We start from the raw sequence: 15,459 nt of genomic DNA, 5'->3' as shown, positions 1-15,459 counted from the left end.
CATCCAGACCAAAGCACAGATGGAGCAGGAAGCTGAAAAATTGTATAATGCAAAGGATTTCAGCGACTCCCAATTGTCAATTCGTGACTCTCCCGTTCCCAAGCAATATCCTGCGGCTGCCAAGCAAACGCGGAATTGCCGTTGTATTCGATGGTTAGAAGTTGTCCGGCGATTATTACGGTTTCGCTGAAGCTATACAAGTCTAAGTTCCCCGTTACTAATACTCTGAGCTTCTGCATTTTAATGCGTAGCTGCGTCCAGTGTCGTAATACCGAACCTTCTTGGCGGTCGTAGTTGCTCAACTGTCCTAAGTAACTTTCGGTAGTTATTGAATCCGATGAATACTGATAGTTAATCTTGAGAATCTGAAGGCGTTGCAAATCGCGCTTGGCTATTTCGCGGGTAATTTGAAACTCGCGAGCTTCGGTGTCTACATCTAATACTAAGTCTACCACTTTATTTCTAATTTCATCGGCAACTGTTGCTCTATCTCGCTGCATTTGTGCGAGACGAATCTGTAAGTCACCAATGGCGATAGCGCGGCTTTGTGCGGCATCATTACCGCCACCCACTAAGCCCTCAAATAAGTTTATGCCCACCAAAGAAAGTACGTTATTTAATAATCTACCGGGGTTCAATATATCACCGACTAATCGTAATAATGGCGTAATCGGATCGCGAAACGTTCTAAATTCTTCGCGCTGCAATGCCAAGATTTCCTCGTCGGTTTGGTTAGATAAGCGCAATCTGAGTTCTTGCTGTCGTTCAAATTGTCGCCTGTCAAATTCATAATCGGCTCTTTGTCTGGCGAGTTCTTCTGTGGAAATAGCTTGGTCGGTGCTAAGATAATATTGCAGCACTGGCGTAAAGAAACCGAGCAGCACCGACTTTTCATTACGCTCTCTGGCTTGTTCGATGCGAAATTCGACTTCAGCAACTCTCTCGTCAATTTCATAAAGTATCGGGCTATTTTCAACAGCTAAACTTTGTAAATCTCTGAGGCATTCTTGGCTCATATTGGCACAAGGCAATTCCCCGAGGAGCGATTCCCAAATATCGTCGCTCATCTGTCCTTCAACGAGTTCTCTGAGGGTATTGCGTGGAGTTCTCAAGGGATTATTAGGGGCATTGAATTGCTCTAAGTCTGGCGGTGTGATTTCGCCTTCAAAGTTTTCCTCAAAGCCATCTTCCTCATCGAGTTCTTCATCGGCAAAATCCTCGTCAAATTCTTCGTTTGCTTCTTCGTCTGTCTCGTATTCTTCGGGTTGCTGTTGAATTTCTTGACTAACGGCAGAAGATACGAGCAGAAACGGTAGTAGCGAGACTGGACGCACTACAAGAAAGAATGCGATCGCGAAAAGAACGAGGAATTTCTTGAGTCTTTTCATCAGTTAAAAGGGTCTTCAGAGGGGGTGACAGTGCTATTAGAAGTATTAGAAACCAACGTAATTTCAACTTGTAATGTATTATCGGTTTGACGGCGGGTTCTAATGGTGCGAACCTGTCCGGCAAAGGGCGCTTTAATAATCGCGAGTTTCGCTAAATTCTCTTCAATCACTGCTTCTCTTTCCTGCAATTGCGCGAGCCTAAATTGTCGCTGCTGCAAATTATTTTGATACGCCGCTTTTTGCCTTGCATGACTTTGATTGGCTTGGTTGCTTTCTTCAATACGCCTTGCAATACTCAGAGAATGTTGATAGCGGCGGTGATTTTCGCGATCGCGGGCGAGTTGCTGGTTGGCTTGAGCAGTTTGCAGGGCTACTTCGGCTTTGCCGATATCATCGGCGAGCTTCTGCATTAACTCGGTTCTAAGCTGCTTGGCCTCGTTAAACTCTGCCTCCCGTTGGGCAATCTTCGACTTGGCTTGGGTGCGTTCGTTGTTCCGCTCGTACAACACCATCGCCTCGTGCTGCATCACCTCCGGGGGTAAATCCGGTATCTGTTGAATGGCAGCAAGTTTATCGGATTGCTGCTGTGCGGCGCGTTCGGCAGTAGTCGCGGCGGCTTTGGCTTCCTCAAGGGCAGCCATCGGACGAATCAAGGGTTCGCCTTCCAATGCCAATGAATACCGCCGTCTGGCTTGTTTGAGGGCGAGTTCTGCACTGGCTACTGCTGCTTCTTGAGGCGCAATGCTGGTCGGAGGAAGTTCGGGGATGGGCGGGACGGGCTGCGGTTCTTGGGGAGGAACGGGAACGTTGCTTTGAATGGCTTGGATGCTGAGTTTGACTTGTTTTTGTTGCGCTTCCAAACGTCGGCGATCGCGTGCCTTATCTGCCAAGACCTGCCCCGCCTTGACAAAATCCCCTTCGGCTACCAATAAATCCGAAGGGTCTTCAATGCTGGCAGTGATGGGCAAACGCTCTCCCGATGCCCGTGCGAGCAGTGTTTCTCCCGAATTCTCTGGATTATTTGCCAGCGCGGGCAAGCGCAAGACTTTAATATCCAGTTGAGTGACAGTGAAAATTGCAAGGGACAAAAACCCAGTAATGCCGAAGAGATGCAAGGCAAAATTTGGGTTTTGGAGTTTAGCAGAGGGCTTTTGCGTTGGCTTCTTAAAAGAAGAGTATTTGCTGGCAATCTGGATAATGCGACTTACCTTATCAATTTTGGGATGACCTACAGAACTTGATTTTTTCTGAGGCACTGGCACGGAAATTAACAAATCCCCGACAAGCCGATCGAATTCTCGATTGTTCATTGTTCATTCTTTTGCAAACGGTGAGGGATAAAGTATTTTGGCGATCGCGCTGCCCGTGGCGTACTGGTACTGAATCTTGCCCAGCCATTGAATCGGGCAGTGGTCGAGGATGAGTTCGGAGCCATTGAGAGACAGAGCGTTATATTGCTCGGGTCTGGGTATTACTGCCACATCTTCGGGTGCGTGGATGGTGATGCGTCCGGTGATATAGATGAGGGCATTGGAGTTGTTGTTATACAAAGCAATCAAGGGAGCGAGAAAATCCTCGTCCTGCCAGAGCAAGCTCTCGGTTCTGACAGTGAGAGCATTGCCTTCCTTAGCGGTCATGCGGCGCACGGCAAGATTAGTGCTGGTACCGTAAACGCGATTGCGCTGGTTCGCGACGATGAATTCCCCATTGCGACCGACGACCAAGTATTTCCTCGTGGCTTCCTGCTGGCTGGTGGCGAACGTGCCATCGATACTCGCCCAGACTTCATTGCTACCGCCATAGCGCTCGTAGATCGTCTCGACACCTTGCTTGCCGCCGATAATCTGCGAATTCACGTATATCAGCAATCCGCCGTTACTTTGAATATTCATAAAGAACAAAAAGCACAAGAACATCGCGCCTAACAAGAAGAACTCAGCTTTACTCTGGGTTTTAATGCGAGCGCGGGGATTGCCGCCGTAGACGTAAATACGCGTATCTGGATAGAACAGAGAAACGCCAGAGACCGTCAGGGTATCTGCCAAGATGCTACTCAAGTGACCGAAAGGTAGCGCCGCCCAATGCTGCCAATCGTAGTAATAAAAGAGAGGCAAGGCAGCAATGGCGATCGCCACGGTCGTCCACAGGCAATGCGTAAGCGTTCTGTGAGCGTAATGAGCAGCGATGAATTTAGTAATCGGCAGGAGCATTCTGCCGAATAGGGATTCGGGGGAATCGAGGTCGGGCAATACCGCACCCAAGCCCACTAACACTAAAACCCAAGGATTGGCACTGATAAAAAAGGCAGCCAAGGTCAGTGAAATAGCAACGTGCGTGACTGCCATGAAGCCAATAAACATTTATTGAACTGAAGCTATACTGCGACTTTTGGCAAGACAAGGCAGCTTGAAGAAAAAGCGAGACCTCGAACCGTTATTAATTTCCACGACGAGCCAAAAAATCCAGAATAAAATGAGGTGCTTGCGAGGTTTTGATTCGTTAATTCGATTGGATTCAGCAAACGCCAATAAATAACAGAGCGCTCCCGAACCCAGATAAGGAACAAGAAAAATTAGAGCTAACATAATTGTTCGAGAATGAAATATACGTGCAGAAGCGCTTGCGGGACTTGGGTAGTCAATGATGCTAACCGAGTGGCTTCTAAACTAAAATTATTGTACTGCGTATTTTTGCGGATGGTGCGATGAATTTGGGGAGTAGGGAGTAGGGGGTATTTATTCCTTGATTTTCACCCTATTCCCTTATTTTTCTGAGTATTTTATTATTTTTTCTTTACCCCGATTCCCTTCTATTCCCCCAGCCGCTTTGTTTTCTTATTCAACTGTGCCATAAACCGACTCAGTGCCAGCCCCACGATCAGCGAAATCCCGCCGATAATATACAATCCTCGATCGCCCGTACCGAGGCCGTAGAACCGCAGCACTCCCAAGAGAATCAATAAGCCATTCACAAACGGCGAAATGTCTACATACACGGCTTTGCTCTGGGTTTCGTCGCGCAGTGCCAAGCTCTCATCTTCCACCGCCGCGATCGCCAGCATGGGATTGCCCCCGGCGTAGCGCTGCAAGTTGTTAATGTCCGGAGGAGAAAGGCGAATCCCGCGAGCGACAGAATATTTGGCAATAATCTCGCGAATTTGTGCTTCTGAGGGAGTTTCGAGAAGAATTTCGGCGCACTTGAGCCACAAGCCTTTTTTGGAGGAGCTAACAGAGAGCAAGACCAACACCGCCCCTAATTCCATCAGTTGTTGCAGAATCGTCATCATCGCTTTGCCGTAGTCATGGGCGTTATCGGCAAAGATTACTGTTTTATTGGCTTTAACAAATTCTTTGAGTTCGGCTTTAAGTTCGTTGTTACTCTTTTGCTTTTTCCCAGTCACTTTGCCCGTTGCCGTCACTTTGTCGGTTTGCAAAGAAATTCCCACATCTTCACAGAGTTTGCTTAGGGTCTCGCCTTGGTTCGTCCACAGGGCGATGGCGCTATGGCAAGTCAGCCGCGCTCTGATTTCTTCGGCTAGCATAGTTTTGCCACAGCCTGCGGCTCCCACGATAACGACGCTGCGACGAGCGGCAATGGCGGCTTCAATGCGCTTGCGTTCGTCGCGGTAGAGTGGAACGTGCCATGAGTCGGGAGAAGATAAAGTCTGAATCGGTTTCGCGTTACGCTCTATCTCATTTTGGTTATATTCAGATTCCTCTGTATGTGAATGCCATTGAGAGGAAGTCGTGGGGATGGTTCGATTCCCACGACTTCCAAAAAACCGACGAAATAAATTCTTGCCTACAGCATTCGATTTAGCCTGCTTTGGAGGATTTTGTCTGCCATTGCTACGGGGTCGATTTCCGCGCTGACCGAGACCGTTAAGTGCTTTGGGTCGGTTTGTTCCTCAATGAGTTGTTTTGTCTTGTCATCGAGCAACTCAGGATTATTTACGAAATACTCGGTCATCTCTTCGAGTGCCTGTTGTTTGCCGTTGGCAATTAAAATGGCTGCTGCTTGGTTTTGAGCCAGTGCGAGTAATGCAGGGTTCATATTCCGTGCCGCTTCAATGAGGGCCTCGGGGTCGGTGCTGGTTTCGAGAGTGGTAAGTGCTGTTGCCGTACCGTTGCTATTATTAACGTGAGACATGGGATTATTCGCTGCCATCTCAAAATGCGCCTTGTCAATGGCTTCAACATCTTCAACGGACAGAGTAATGATTCCGGTATTGTTAAGTATTCTTTCCAATCCAGCACGTTTGATGCGCCCCACGATGCTTTTCTGGCTATTGGGACTCAGCCCGTAGCGTTCTGCCAAGGCACTTTTGATTTGCGCGAGCAATCCTCGAATCTCTTGAGGTGCGGCAAGTGTAGAAGTTTCTGTCATCTCGTTAACCATACAATATCCGCAATTATACTGAAAAGCCTGTAGGATGAGCAAAAGATAATCGCTTCATTCATGGTTGCAACATCCACCACGATTCCCACATTTCACATCCATCGCACTGCCATTCGTCGCAAAGATTGGAGTCAAGGCATGGCGGCGGCAGTCAAAAAAGGCTTTATCGATCGCAAAACCACTGTATTGGACTACGGCTGCGGCTGGGGTAAAGATGTAGAGGTTCTTCGGGGTTTGGGCATTATTGCGACGGGCTACGACCCCAATTTATGCAAGCGCTACGAAGAATATCCAGAGGGATTAGGCGATCGCCTCGAAGATTTGCAACCCGCCGATGTGGTGACGTGCCTTTACGTGCTGAATGTCATTCCCACCCCTCGAGAGCGCGAGGAAATTCTTAAACGCTGCTACGAACTGGCAAGGAAGCATATCATCCTTTCAACGCCAGAATGGGGGCATCACATTCCCAAAGGCGAACCGTGGAGCGACGGCTACATCACGGGTTGGAAGACTTTTGAGAAGTTATTCGACTTTAAGGAATTCAAAAATTTATTGCGAACCACTTACGGCACCGAACCTATCCCGGTAGAACGCATTTGCTATGCGATCGACAAACGCAAAGCACGTCCTCTGTGGTTCTACGAATTGAGTGAAAACGAGAAAATTCTCCTGCGCTGCCAATTGGAAATGCGTCTGGCAGAATTGCGATCGCAATGGGTTGCTCCGGCTGGCGTGACTTACTCCATCGACAGCAAAGGCAATTATCGGCTTTGCGTGAGAAGCAGAGATAAACCCAAGCTCATTCCGCATCCCGATACGGGCGAGATGAAAAACTTCGTGCATTTGGGCAAACCGGGAACGTGGAAGTATCAATGGGGTATGGGAGGGCTGTGGCGGCGTGAGGAAGTGCAGATCGTGGAGGAGCGGCTGGGGCGGTTGGAAACTGTTTAGAGAACAAAGTCAAGAATATCTTCCCAGCCTTTAAAGAGATCGTCACGCGCTTCAGCAAACCAATTGGGTGCAATATCTCGCCAGCTACCGCATTCACCCGTAATCCAAATACCCGATGCAACTCCTCCAATTTGCGTCGGATCGTACTTATCCCAAAAACCAACATCACCTATAACTGTGTTTCTATCTTGTTGGGTTAAACGACCCCATCCTGCATCACAATATGCTCTAACGTGCGTTAAAAACGCAATTTGACGAAATTTATATGGAGATCGTTCTAGTTCTGCAAATCTTTGAGGATCTGTATTCAGTATCATCTCCATCCTTGATTGTAAACTTTTTCCTACTGTATCAATAAATTGTTTGCCTCGATTAGAAAGTTTTGGACGAGTTTCATTAAAAAAACGATGAATGGATTTATCGGCAAAATCTAAATAGTAATCTGGTGGTGTTACATTTGGATTTCTTCTAACAAAATTATCATAGCGAAATTGATAATAATCAAGACTACCTAATCGTTCTTTTGGATAGGGTCTTGGATAACCCAATTTTATATCTGCGTCATCGACAAATGACAAAATTCCTTGAAACGTACAAGCCGAACGATTGAGTGCCATTGACATATCAAAAGTACCATCAGGCTTGACCTTCAAAGGATTGCCAGAATATCGTACTAGATTCCAAGGTAATGTTCTGCCATTTTCTGTTGTTGTTGCTTTTTGCACAATTAAATCCTGACTAAGAAAAAGACGATGCTTTCCAATGCTGTCAGTTAAAGACAATTCAAAGCCATTGCCTTTAACTGACAGCGTTGCTTCCGATAATTCATCCTCTCTCAAAGTTTCGCCATAAGGTAAAGCATAGCAATAAACGCCTTTAGTTACTTCTGTTTCAACATTTTCCGTCGTTCCTGCAACAGTTTGCGTTTCTTCTTGCTCCACTTCCTCTGTCTCGCAGCCAAAACTCAGCAATGCGACGAAGAAGCAAAGTGCGAAAGAAAAACCTTTGTATTGTAGAGAGCGAGGAGCAAGCATGATGTCATCGTTCTAACTTTAGTTTTAATTTTACTATTACGGGCTGGATTCTAGCAGCAAACTACATTCGACCCCGTGCGACCCAGTAATGCCAGTCCTCTATCGCTTGTACGCTATCCTCATCGAATTCATCATTAACTTCATCAAGAGGCTGAATATCCCGCAATCTCGCCACCACCGTATTTTCTCCCGTCTTGCCTTGGTAGCGCACCATCACGAACATCTCGCGATCGCAATCCTCTGCTAATACCATACCCGTTACTTGAACAATATCATTACCCCATCGTGCCGAAAAAGGAAACGCGAGAGTTTCGCCGAGATGATAGTACCAACTCATCGCCTGCTCTTCGGGGTCGTCGGCATCGACAATAATTTCTTCGATGCGCTCTTCGCGTTCGGGGTCGCGGGGGGGTTTCATAATATTCGCAAGTTGCTGCAATTTTAGATTCTATACAGAAATCGAAAATTATGGGGCTATCCACTTTGAGATTCGGTGCTATTTTTAAGAAAGCCACGCGATCGCGCTTTCACAATGCCCCAAAAGAAAATCACGTTAACGGCACTTAAAAAGCATCTCAAGAATACTTCCAAAGCAGAATTGATCGAAGAGATAATCGAACTTTTCAAGAAATCCCCTGCCGTCAAAGATTACTATCAAATTAAATTATTACCGCAAGACGAAACGGAAGTCATTGGTAAATACAAAAAGATTATCGAAGACGAATTTTTTCCAGCACGAGGCTATGGGAAAGCCAGATTATTCATAGCCAAAAAAGCAATTAACGATTACAAAAAAATCGCCAAATCCTCAGCTATAATAATAGATATCATGCTATTTTACGTCGAGCAAGGCGTTAAATATACGAATGCTTATGGAGACATTGACGAGCCGTTTTATGAAAGCATGGAGAAGATGTACGACAAAGCCGTTCAGCAAATTAACGACGAAGGATTGCACGGCATTTTTCATCAGCGCTGCCACAAAATCGTAGAAGAAACCGAAGGAATTGGCTGGGGTTTTCACGATATGCTGTATGAAATTTATACTGAAGGTTTTTCCAAGTAATTCCCGACTTCCTAATGTCCGAAAATATCTCCGGCATCATCGAACGCATCACGTACCACTCGGAAGAATCGGGGTGGACGGTACTGCGAATGAAAGTATCGGGGTTCTCGGATTTGGTGACGGTCACGGGAAACTTTGCCAACATTCAGCCCGGACAAACCCTGCAAGTCTGGGGGCAATGGCGAGAGCATCCCGAATACGGCACGCAATTTGATGCCAAGTCCTACCAAGAAAGCAAGCCTGCAACCCTGACGGGCATTGAAAAATATTTGGGAAGCGGTTTAATCAAGGGAGTCGGTCCCGTCACAGCACGACGCATTGTCGCGCATTTCGGCTTGGAAACGCTCGAGGTCATCGAAACTCAAACCGAGCGCCTCATTGAAGTGAACGGCATTGGCAAAAAGCGCGTCAGAGGCATTGTCAAGGCATGGGAACAGCAACGTGCCATCAAAGATGTGATGCTGTTTCTGCAAAGCCACGGAGTCAGTACCGTTTACGCCGTCAAGATATACAAAACCTACAAAGACAAAGCGATCGTCACGGTAACGGAAAACCCCTATCAGCTTGCCATTGACATTTACGGCATCGGTTTCCTCACCGCCGATCGCATTGCTTGCAATATTGGCATCTCTCCGTGGTCGAAGCAGCGCTACCAAGCTGGCATCTTGCACGTCCTAAGCGAAGCTGCCGAGAACGGGCATTGTTTTCTGCCGATGCCCGAACTGGTCAATAATGCCACGTCCTGCTTGAGCAATGACGGTCACGAAGCCGAAGCAGAGTCCGTCGCGGCAGTTGTCGAAAGTATGGGAACAGAAGGGGACTTGGTTATCGAGCCTGCTGAGGGAGATATGCCGCTTTGCTATAAGCCAACATTTTTCTTCAGCGAGCGCAATTTGGCAGCGATGATGCGCGATCGCGTGGCGAATCCGGTGCAAGTCGATATCGACCGAGTGAAAGATTGGTTGCAGCGCTACACCGTGAAAGTTAAGACAGCCTTGACCCTCGAGCAAATCGAAGGCGTTCTCATTCCCACCAAATCCCGCATTGCCATCCTCACGGGCGGACCCGGCACGGGCAAGACCTTCACCACGCACACCATCGTGGCACTCTGGAAAGCAATGGGCAAGCGTATCGCCCTCGCCGCCCCAACGGGACGCGCCGCCAAGCGATTGTCCGAAATGGCCAAACTCGAAGCCAAAACCGTACATCGATTGCTTGAATTCGACCCGAAGACAATGGGATTTCAACGCAATGAAGAAAACCCCCTCGACTGCGATGCCCTGATTGTTGACGAATCTTCAATGCTGGATTTATTCTTAGCAAACTCGCTCCTTAAAGCCATTCCCAAGAATGCTCAAATTCTCATGGTAGGCGATATCGACCAACTCCCCAGCGTCGGACCCGGTAACGTGCTGCGAGACCTGATTGCCAGCGAAAAAGTCCCAGTGGTTCGCTTAACCCGAGTGTTTCGCCAAGCCGCGCAAAGTGCCATTATCCGTTCCGCTCACGCGATTAATCAGGGTAAATTTCCGGCGTTAGAGAAAGTCAGCGATCGCCCGCAGTCCGATTGCTTGTGGTTTGACGTAGCAGAACCCGAGCGCGGCGTGAGAGCCATTGAAGAACTTTTGCAGAGCTTTATCCTCGCTCTGGGTTTTGACGTTCGCAATGACGTGCAGGTGCTTTGTCCCATGCTGCGAGGGTCGGTGGGGACGCGGCAACTCAATATCACCTTGCAAGCGCTGCTCAATCCGCCTTGCGAGGATAAAGCTGAAGTCACGCGAGGTGCAATGGTGTTTCGGGTTGGCGATCGCGTGATACAGCAGAAGAACAATTACGATTACGAAGTCTTCAATGGAGATTTGGGGATTATCGAAGCCATTGATAAAGTCGAAAAGCAAATGCTGGTGAACTTTGACAATCGCGTTATCGCATATGACTTCGCCGACTTAGACGAGCTTGCTCTCGCGAGAGCCATCAGCATTCACAAGTCCCAAGGCAGCGAGTATCCCGTGGTGGTGATGCCGCTTTTTACTCAGCATTTTCCCATGCTGACGAGGAATTTATTTTATACCGCCATGACCCGAGCAAAGAAGCTGGCAGTTGTGGTGGGAAATTCTAAGGCTATCGGGATTGCGTTGAATCAGGTGCGGGATGCAACGAGATACACGAGGCTGGCAGAGCGGATTCGGGAGGAGTAGAAATTTTGGGATTCTGTATGGAAATTCAAAAACTGGGTATGCTAAAAAAATACTAAACGAGTAAGGAAAAGCAAGCGAAGGAAAGAGCAACATGGCCAAAAAACATAGAAAATCCAAGGGCTTTCGGGAATTACTGAAGCAGCAAAGAAAGCCCAAACCTCAAAAGCACTCGCCAAACCCCTTAGCCAGTCTGGAGCGCAAATTAACATCAGAGTTGCCTCAATTTGACCGTTTGATTGCGAATCCTCCCGGTGCAGCAAAGATGTCAGAAGTGCTGGAAGAGTTTGTCGAACCCTACCGCAACTCCGCGCCCACGACTAAAGCAACTATTCAATTGCTCACCTTGGCAATGTTTGCATGGAATATGACCTTATGCGACCCAGCAGACCGAGAAGAAATGATGGCGGATATAACTCAGCGTGTCGCTAAAGAAGACGAAGAATTCAGCAGAGAAATACAAGATGTTATCGAAAAGCTAATGGCACGCAAGAATCGCTATTTTGCAGAATACAAGCGCATGATTATTGATTTTGAATTAGAAGATACGGGACAAGGGTTTCAACTCTCGGTCGCATCGAGTTTGAGGGAAATGGAGATTGGGAAGTAGAGAATCTGAGTTTTCTGAGTTTTGTCCTCGTAGCAAGAGAAAACGCGATCTCGTGGCAAAATAAAAGTGTTCTTCTGTGAATTTCTTATGGACTCGCGCTCCCAACTCGAAGAAGCGATCGCCGATCTGTACTGGGTCAGTGAAAGCGACGAACCGTGGGAAGTTCTGACGCTTGACGGCGAGCCGAATGAAGCCAAGATATCGGAGCTATCGGGAAAGAGCTTGGTAGAAACCAAAGATTTTGAGAAGTTTTTCGCCACTGCCACAACACTGCAGGACTGGCACGACAAGGACGAGAAAGCCGACGTGCGAAAATACCAAGCCCTGGTGAAGTTGCTGCAAGATAATTGCGCGAATTTGCAGGTTTACCGTGCGAGCGAAGTTGAAGTGGATATTTTTGTCATCGGCGAAACCGAAGCAGGGCAATGGATTGCTTTGAAGACAATGGCAGTCGAGACTTGAAAAAAGCACCTCAGTTTCTCAGAGTGCCATAACTTCACAATATTACTCACAATGCCGCATCGCTTTCGAGAATTGCCTCGAGATCGTCGGGAAGTTCCTCAAAGAAATCATATCCGGTGAGCGCTTCGATCGCATCAACTGTCGTCAGATAATCCGTCCAATCCGTATGCTTGACGGATTCATCATTGGGCATATTGACGGCAATGGCTTGGCTGGGTCTGCCTTCAGAATTAATAACTAAAATCACTTTCCACGTCGTTTCGGGAACGACCACGCCATTGCCAATGGTTCCCAAATTGCCATAACCTCCCGCCACGATATACACGGCTTCATCGCCCAACTTGCGAATTAAGTCTCGCTCGAAAGATTCTAACTCGCGCCAAACTTCTCTATTATTCGAGGGACTTTGCGGCATCATATTGCTCATGAAGAACGTCGCGCTATTATCTTCGGGGTCGCTATCGCGATCTGCTGAAGGCGCAATGTGTCCCCTGTCGTATCCGCTCCTGCGATAATCCCTTGGAGACACTTGATAACACGGCACATCGGGGTCTGGACGAAAATTATCTTGGCGTTCGACATCACCGAAATAGCTTGCATTAACAGTCCAGCTTACCCAATTGGCAAGATTTTTCGAGCAATTGTAGGAGATAACGAATTGGTCTTTGGGAATTAAGTAATTATTTAAGTTATCGTAATTGGCATCGCTGGGGTTGCCGAATTTAATCTGCTGCAATGCCAGTTCCGATAAAACACGAGGCTGCACTTCCTCAACTGCGGGTTTCCTTGTCGCTTTTGCTGCCGTAGCGTCTTTTGGGGCATCGGGCAAGCTGGTACAAACGATACCATCCTTGTTACGGTCTAGCTTAAAAACATCCTCCTTAAACAAATCGAAAACGTATTGCGCCTCGGGCTGCGTGGCAAAGTTGCTGCAATTGCAGTCGGTCAAAGCGCACTCGGGGAGATTCAGCGCCAAGGCATTAAACGCAAAACTAAAGAAAACGATCGCAACCGTGGCGATTGCCAATAATATTCGTTTCATTTGCAGAATTCTTAAAGTTTCTGCCATGCTATCACTTCCATGATATTCATGTAGAATCTATACTGTTTTACCGTGTTTAGAGATTTTATATACCTTTTTACTGTACAATAGTAATAGAAAGGTCACAACGGCTATCAATAATGCCAAAAGTAAAACAGACGGTCTATCTGGACGAAGAGATCGTCGAAATCCTTAAAATCCTTGCCGAGCAAGAAGTTCGCAGCGTCCCCAATCTGGTCGAGTCGTTCATCGTGAAGGAACTACGCGATCGCGAACTGTTGCCGCAGCCTGAAATCAAAGTACAGCCAAAGGATGGTAACAAATGAGCGAAACAAGCAAAGCCACCCGCGCTAAAATTCGGATCGGCGAGATTGAAGTTGACGGCTTCATGTTGCCCGATGGGGAGTATCGCATGAGCCAGACGCAAATCGCCGAATGCGTCCAAAAAGACGAAAGTAACGCCCGGAAGTTTTTGACTTCAAAAGCTATCAAAACCTTGCTGGGTGAGGGATATACGCCCGGAAAAAATGAAACCATCGAAGTCGATGCTACACAACAGACGCGAGGGCAAACGCGAATTAAACCGTTCTCCCTCGATGAAACTTCGGCATTCTGGCTCTGGGAGGCATATCGCGGTAACAAAAAAGCGCTCAGTTTGTGCATCGCCTTAATGAGCGAAACCCTGCAACGCCGTTTTGATAATGCTTTTGGCGTTTCCCGTAGCGAGGACGAATACAACGAAAAACTCGCAGAACGAGTTCGGTCTCTCGAAACCAGCTTGGAGGCACTGGAGGAAGGATATGCCATCGATGACGATATTCGGCGGGAAAACGAATTGCTGTGGAAAGTCCTGCGAGACAACGATATCGACCCTTACGAATTGCCGAATAATGAGTGAGAACCAAGAGCCTCTCATTTCTGTCGAAACAACGGAAGCCAAGCGATCGCAAAGTTTGCCCGTGCTAACTTGCAACCAACTCATTGCATGGAAAAAGCGGGTTTACGCGCATCAACAAGGCATTCTCAACGACAAATCGGAACAGAAAACGTTATTTGATATTGCACCGTCGCCCTATGATGTCAAAGCGATTGCGCCATTTAAGCTAAAACTGCATAGCATTAACTTTTGGGAATTCGACGACTGGCAATGGGATGGAACGAACTGCCTGTACTTCGTTATCGACAGCGAATTGCCAATTCTGCTCTACATCGGCGAGACCAAAAATGCCCCAAGAGAGCGCTGGCAGAACCATTATTGCTGGGAATACTTGCAGCGCTATCAGGCACTTCATCACTCTTATCAATTCGAACGCGCTGCGAACATTGCGTTTTTATGGGACGTACCGAGGAAGAATTGGCAGCGCCAAAAGCTCGAAAAGGAACTGATTGCGCTGTGGAAGTCGCCGTTTAATAAGGAGAACTGGGAACAATTCGGGCAGCCGTTCAAGCGGTATGGAACTTAGCAAGTTCGGCGGGGGTTCTCCAAGCCAAGGATTTAACGGGGGTTTCATTTAAAATCTCTGCAATCTCCGCCAACGGGCGATCGTCGCCGAGCAATTGTCGAATGTGTTGCTTTTGCGCGGTAGCAAAGGCGCTAATCGAAGCATTGCCATTGCGATACCACAGCATCTCTTCAGAGCGAGGATACCACGGAGCCAGAGAAATGACTTGGTTTGCCAAAACTTCCGGATCGTCGGCAATGCGATCGCTAAAGAGGAGGGAGTACCAAATATCCTGATGGGTGGCCATGAGGATGCCATCTTCCAGCGAATTCAACAGCCAACAGCCAGTCGAGATGCGCTCGAGGTCGTTGAAAGGAAGCGCAAATTTCTTGGCGATCTTGGCAGTGATGGCAAACATGGATTAAACAATGAAAATTCAACTCGAATCGACATTTTATATTTCAAACGACGCGCGGCGTACCATGACTCGCGAAGACTCAATGGCGACGCGGATATATACAAAAATACTCGTTGACTTTGCCGAGGATTTAACCGAAGAACAATGGTGCGAACTCGAGGAAAAAGGCGAAGAAAATACGGCGGTGGAAGTCGGACACATTCACGCTTATCGATTTAATTTAGAGTATAATCATGATAGCTTGGCATTTATCGGCAGCGATATTAGCGCCGACCTATCTTGACCCTCCCCGCTCTAAAGAGACGGGGATTCGGAAGTAGTCCAGTAACGAACTCTTACAGGCGTAGTCAAAGCGCCGCTACTGACTCCTTTAAGACATAATCCTAAAGTTGCCGCTACTTTTCTTAAAATATTGGCTGCACCATTTGCATCAGCGTTAACTAACCAGCCATT

General features: G+C 47.5%; 19 protein-coding genes. 9 read left to right on the top strand and 10 right to left on the bottom strand.

All coding sequences use genetic code 11. From position 1 onward, the window contains the following. Positions 1–59: 59 nt before the first annotated feature. The 6 genes from AC6RV6_RS06815 to AC6RV6_RS06790 all read right to left on the bottom strand — a co-directional run bounded on the left by AC6RV6_RS06815 (position 60) and on the right by AC6RV6_RS06790 (position 5,774). Positions 60–1,388 (bottom strand): hypothetical protein, encoded by a 1,329-nt coding sequence (locus AC6RV6_RS06815; RefSeq protein WP_500239859.1) that lies wholly within the window; start codon positions 1,386–1,388, stop codon positions 60–62. Next, the gene (locus tag AC6RV6_RS06810) at positions 1,388–2,698 is read right to left on the bottom strand and encodes an HlyD family secretion protein (protein WP_500239858.1); all 1,311 of its coding nucleotides are present in this window, start codon (positions 2,696–2,698) and stop codon (positions 1,388–1,390) included. Before AC6RV6_RS06810 ends, AC6RV6_RS06815 begins: the two co-directional genes overlap by 1 nt. 3 nt (positions 2,699–2,701) lie before the next feature. Next, the gene (locus tag AC6RV6_RS06805; protein ID WP_500239857.1) at positions 2,702–3,733 is read right to left on the bottom strand and encodes a metal-dependent hydrolase; all 1,032 of its coding nucleotides are present in this window, start codon (positions 3,731–3,733) and stop codon (positions 2,702–2,704) included. Positions 3,734–3,748: 15 nt separating this feature from the next. Continuing rightward, positions 3,749–3,973, bottom strand: a complete 225-nt coding sequence (locus AC6RV6_RS06800; RefSeq protein ID WP_500239856.1) for a hypothetical protein — start codon at positions 3,971–3,973, stop codon at positions 3,749–3,751. Between the two features lie 224 nt (positions 3,974–4,197). Next, positions 4,198–4,995 carry an AAA family ATPase gene (locus AC6RV6_RS06795; protein ID WP_500240188.1) on the bottom strand — a complete coding sequence of 266 codons (798 nt, stop codon included), beginning with the start codon at positions 4,993–4,995 and terminating at the stop codon, positions 4,198–4,200. 194 nt (positions 4,996–5,189) lie between these two features. Beyond that, entirely contained in the window at positions 5,190–5,774 is a 585-nt protein-coding gene (locus tag AC6RV6_RS06790) for a hypothetical protein (RefSeq protein WP_500239854.1), read from the bottom strand. A 72-nt stretch (positions 5,775–5,846) separates the two neighbouring features. Here AC6RV6_RS06790 and AC6RV6_RS06785 point away from each other — a divergent pair, with 72 nt between their 5' ends. Beyond that, the gene (locus AC6RV6_RS06785) at positions 5,847–6,737 is read left to right on the top strand and encodes a methyltransferase domain-containing protein (protein ID WP_500239853.1); all 891 of its coding nucleotides are present in this window, start codon (positions 5,847–5,849) and stop codon (positions 6,735–6,737) included. Here the strand turns inward: AC6RV6_RS06785 and AC6RV6_RS06780 are convergent. Beyond that, positions 6,734–7,771: a hypothetical protein gene (locus AC6RV6_RS06780; protein ID WP_500239852.1), complete on the bottom strand. Its 1,038-nt coding sequence runs from the start codon at positions 7,769–7,771 to the stop codon at positions 6,734–6,736. The two genes, AC6RV6_RS06785 and AC6RV6_RS06780, sit on opposite strands and share 4 nt — an antisense overlap. Before the next feature lie 61 nt (positions 7,772–7,832). After that, positions 7,833–8,189, bottom strand: a complete 357-nt coding sequence (locus tag AC6RV6_RS06775) for a calcium-binding protein (RefSeq protein ID WP_500239851.1) — start codon at positions 8,187–8,189, stop codon at positions 7,833–7,835. Positions 8,190–8,264: 75 nt separating this feature from the next. Here AC6RV6_RS06775 and AC6RV6_RS06770 point away from each other — a divergent pair, with 75 nt between their 5' ends. The 4 genes from AC6RV6_RS06770 to AC6RV6_RS06755 all read left to right on the top strand — a co-directional run bounded on the left by AC6RV6_RS06770 (position 8,265) and on the right by AC6RV6_RS06755 (position 12,104). Further along, entirely contained in the window at positions 8,265–8,837 is a 573-nt protein-coding gene (locus AC6RV6_RS06770) for a DUF6155 family protein (protein ID WP_500239850.1), read from the top strand. A 14-nt stretch (positions 8,838–8,851) separates the two neighbouring features. After that, entirely contained in the window at positions 8,852–11,035 is a 2,184-nt protein-coding gene (gene recD2, locus AC6RV6_RS06765; RefSeq protein WP_500239849.1) for an SF1B family DNA helicase RecD2, read from the top strand. Positions 11,036–11,126: 91 nt separating this feature from the next. Then, positions 11,127–11,642, top strand: coding sequence for a DUF3035 domain-containing protein (locus AC6RV6_RS06760; RefSeq protein ID WP_500239847.1), 516 nt, complete (start codon positions 11,127–11,129; stop codon positions 11,640–11,642). 87 nt (positions 11,643–11,729) lie between these two features. After that, positions 11,730–12,104, top strand: coding sequence for a nuclease A inhibitor family protein (locus AC6RV6_RS06755; RefSeq protein ID WP_500239846.1), 375 nt, complete (start codon positions 11,730–11,732; stop codon positions 12,102–12,104). Between the two features lie 46 nt (positions 12,105–12,150). Here the strand turns inward: AC6RV6_RS06755 and AC6RV6_RS06750 are convergent, their stop codons facing one another. After that, positions 12,151–13,173, bottom strand: coding sequence for a DNA/RNA non-specific endonuclease (locus AC6RV6_RS06750; RefSeq protein ID WP_500239845.1), 1,023 nt, complete (start codon positions 13,171–13,173; stop codon positions 12,151–12,153). Between the two features lie 113 nt (positions 13,174–13,286). Here AC6RV6_RS06750 and AC6RV6_RS06745 point away from each other — a divergent pair, with 113 nt between their 5' ends. From AC6RV6_RS06745 to AC6RV6_RS06735, 3 genes are read left to right on the top strand one after another with little or no spacing between them, the layout of a single operon-like run. Beyond that, positions 13,287–13,472: a ribbon-helix-helix domain-containing protein gene (locus AC6RV6_RS06745; protein ID WP_500239844.1), complete on the top strand. Its 186-nt coding sequence runs from the start codon at positions 13,287–13,289 to the stop codon at positions 13,470–13,472. Beyond that, positions 13,469–14,044, top strand: coding sequence for a hypothetical protein (locus tag AC6RV6_RS06740; RefSeq protein ID WP_500239843.1), 576 nt, complete (start codon positions 13,469–13,471; stop codon positions 14,042–14,044). The genes AC6RV6_RS06745 and AC6RV6_RS06740 overlap by 4 nt, the downstream gene beginning before the upstream one ends. Beyond that, positions 14,037–14,609 (top strand): hypothetical protein, encoded by a 573-nt coding sequence (locus AC6RV6_RS06735; protein WP_500239842.1) that lies wholly within the window; start codon positions 14,037–14,039, stop codon positions 14,607–14,609. Before AC6RV6_RS06740 ends, AC6RV6_RS06735 begins: the two co-directional genes overlap by 8 nt. Here the strand turns inward: AC6RV6_RS06735 and AC6RV6_RS06730 are convergent. Beyond that, the gene (locus tag AC6RV6_RS06730; RefSeq protein ID WP_500239841.1) at positions 14,590–15,006 is read right to left on the bottom strand and encodes a hypothetical protein; all 417 of its coding nucleotides are present in this window, start codon (positions 15,004–15,006) and stop codon (positions 14,590–14,592) included. The genes AC6RV6_RS06735 and AC6RV6_RS06730 overlap by 20 nt on opposite strands. A gap of 10 nt (positions 15,007–15,016) precedes the next feature. On the opposite strand from AC6RV6_RS06730, the gene AC6RV6_RS06725 reads away from it, so the two are divergent. Then, entirely contained in the window at positions 15,017–15,289 is a 273-nt protein-coding gene (locus AC6RV6_RS06725) for a hypothetical protein (protein ID WP_500239840.1), read from the top strand. The last annotated feature ends 170 nt before the right edge of the window (positions 15,290–15,459 follow it).

It is taken from the genome of Spirulina sp. LEGE 11439 (genome assembly GCF_059821285.1).
The sequence above is the reverse complement of the archived record's forward strand: the minus strand, read 5'-3'. Positions and strand labels throughout refer to the sequence as shown.

Coding starts and splice junctions, on each gene's coding strand:
- AC6RV6_RS06760 (WP_500239847.1), top strand. CDS start 11,127: ATGGCCAAAAAACATAGAAAATCCAAGGGCTTTCGGGAATTACTGAAG.
- AC6RV6_RS06780 (WP_500239852.1), bottom strand. CDS start 7,771: ATGCTTGCTCCTCGCTCTCTACAATACAAAGGTTTTTCTTTCGCACTT.
- AC6RV6_RS06750 (WP_500239845.1), bottom strand. CDS start 13,173: ATGGCAGAAACTTTAAGAATTCTGCAAATGAAACGAATATTATTGGCA.
- AC6RV6_RS06755 (WP_500239846.1), top strand. CDS start 11,730: ATGGACTCGCGCTCCCAACTCGAAGAAGCGATCGCCGATCTGTACTGG.
- AC6RV6_RS06800 (WP_500239856.1), bottom strand. CDS start 3,973: ATGTTAGCTCTAATTTTTCTTGTTCCTTATCTGGGTTCGGGAGCGCTC.
- AC6RV6_RS06815 (WP_500239859.1), bottom strand. CDS start 1,388: ATGAAAAGACTCAAGAAATTCCTCGTTCTTTTCGCGATCGCATTCTTT.
- AC6RV6_RS06775 (WP_500239851.1), bottom strand. CDS start 8,189: ATGAAACCCCCCCGCGACCCCGAACGCGAAGAGCGCATCGAAGAAATT.
- recD2 (WP_500239849.1), top strand. CDS start 8,852: ATGTCCGAAAATATCTCCGGCATCATCGAACGCATCACGTACCACTCG.
- AC6RV6_RS06745 (WP_500239844.1), top strand. CDS start 13,287: ATGCCAAAAGTAAAACAGACGGTCTATCTGGACGAAGAGATCGTCGAA.
- AC6RV6_RS06740 (WP_500239843.1), top strand. CDS start 13,469: ATGAGCGAAACAAGCAAAGCCACCCGCGCTAAAATTCGGATCGGCGAG.
- AC6RV6_RS06810 (WP_500239858.1), bottom strand. CDS start 2,698: ATGAACAATCGAGAATTCGATCGGCTTGTCGGGGATTTGTTAATTTCC.
- AC6RV6_RS06805 (WP_500239857.1), bottom strand. CDS start 3,733: ATGGCAGTCACGCACGTTGCTATTTCACTGACCTTGGCTGCCTTTTTT.
- AC6RV6_RS06725 (WP_500239840.1), top strand. CDS start 15,017: ATGAAAATTCAACTCGAATCGACATTTTATATTTCAAACGACGCGCGG.
- AC6RV6_RS06785 (WP_500239853.1), top strand. CDS start 5,847: ATGGTTGCAACATCCACCACGATTCCCACATTTCACATCCATCGCACT.
- AC6RV6_RS06730 (WP_500239841.1), bottom strand. CDS start 15,006: ATGTTTGCCATCACTGCCAAGATCGCCAAGAAATTTGCGCTTCCTTTC.
- AC6RV6_RS06790 (WP_500239854.1), bottom strand. CDS start 5,774: ATGACAGAAACTTCTACACTTGCCGCACCTCAAGAGATTCGAGGATTG.
- AC6RV6_RS06735 (WP_500239842.1), top strand. CDS start 14,037: ATGAGTGAGAACCAAGAGCCTCTCATTTCTGTCGAAACAACGGAAGCC.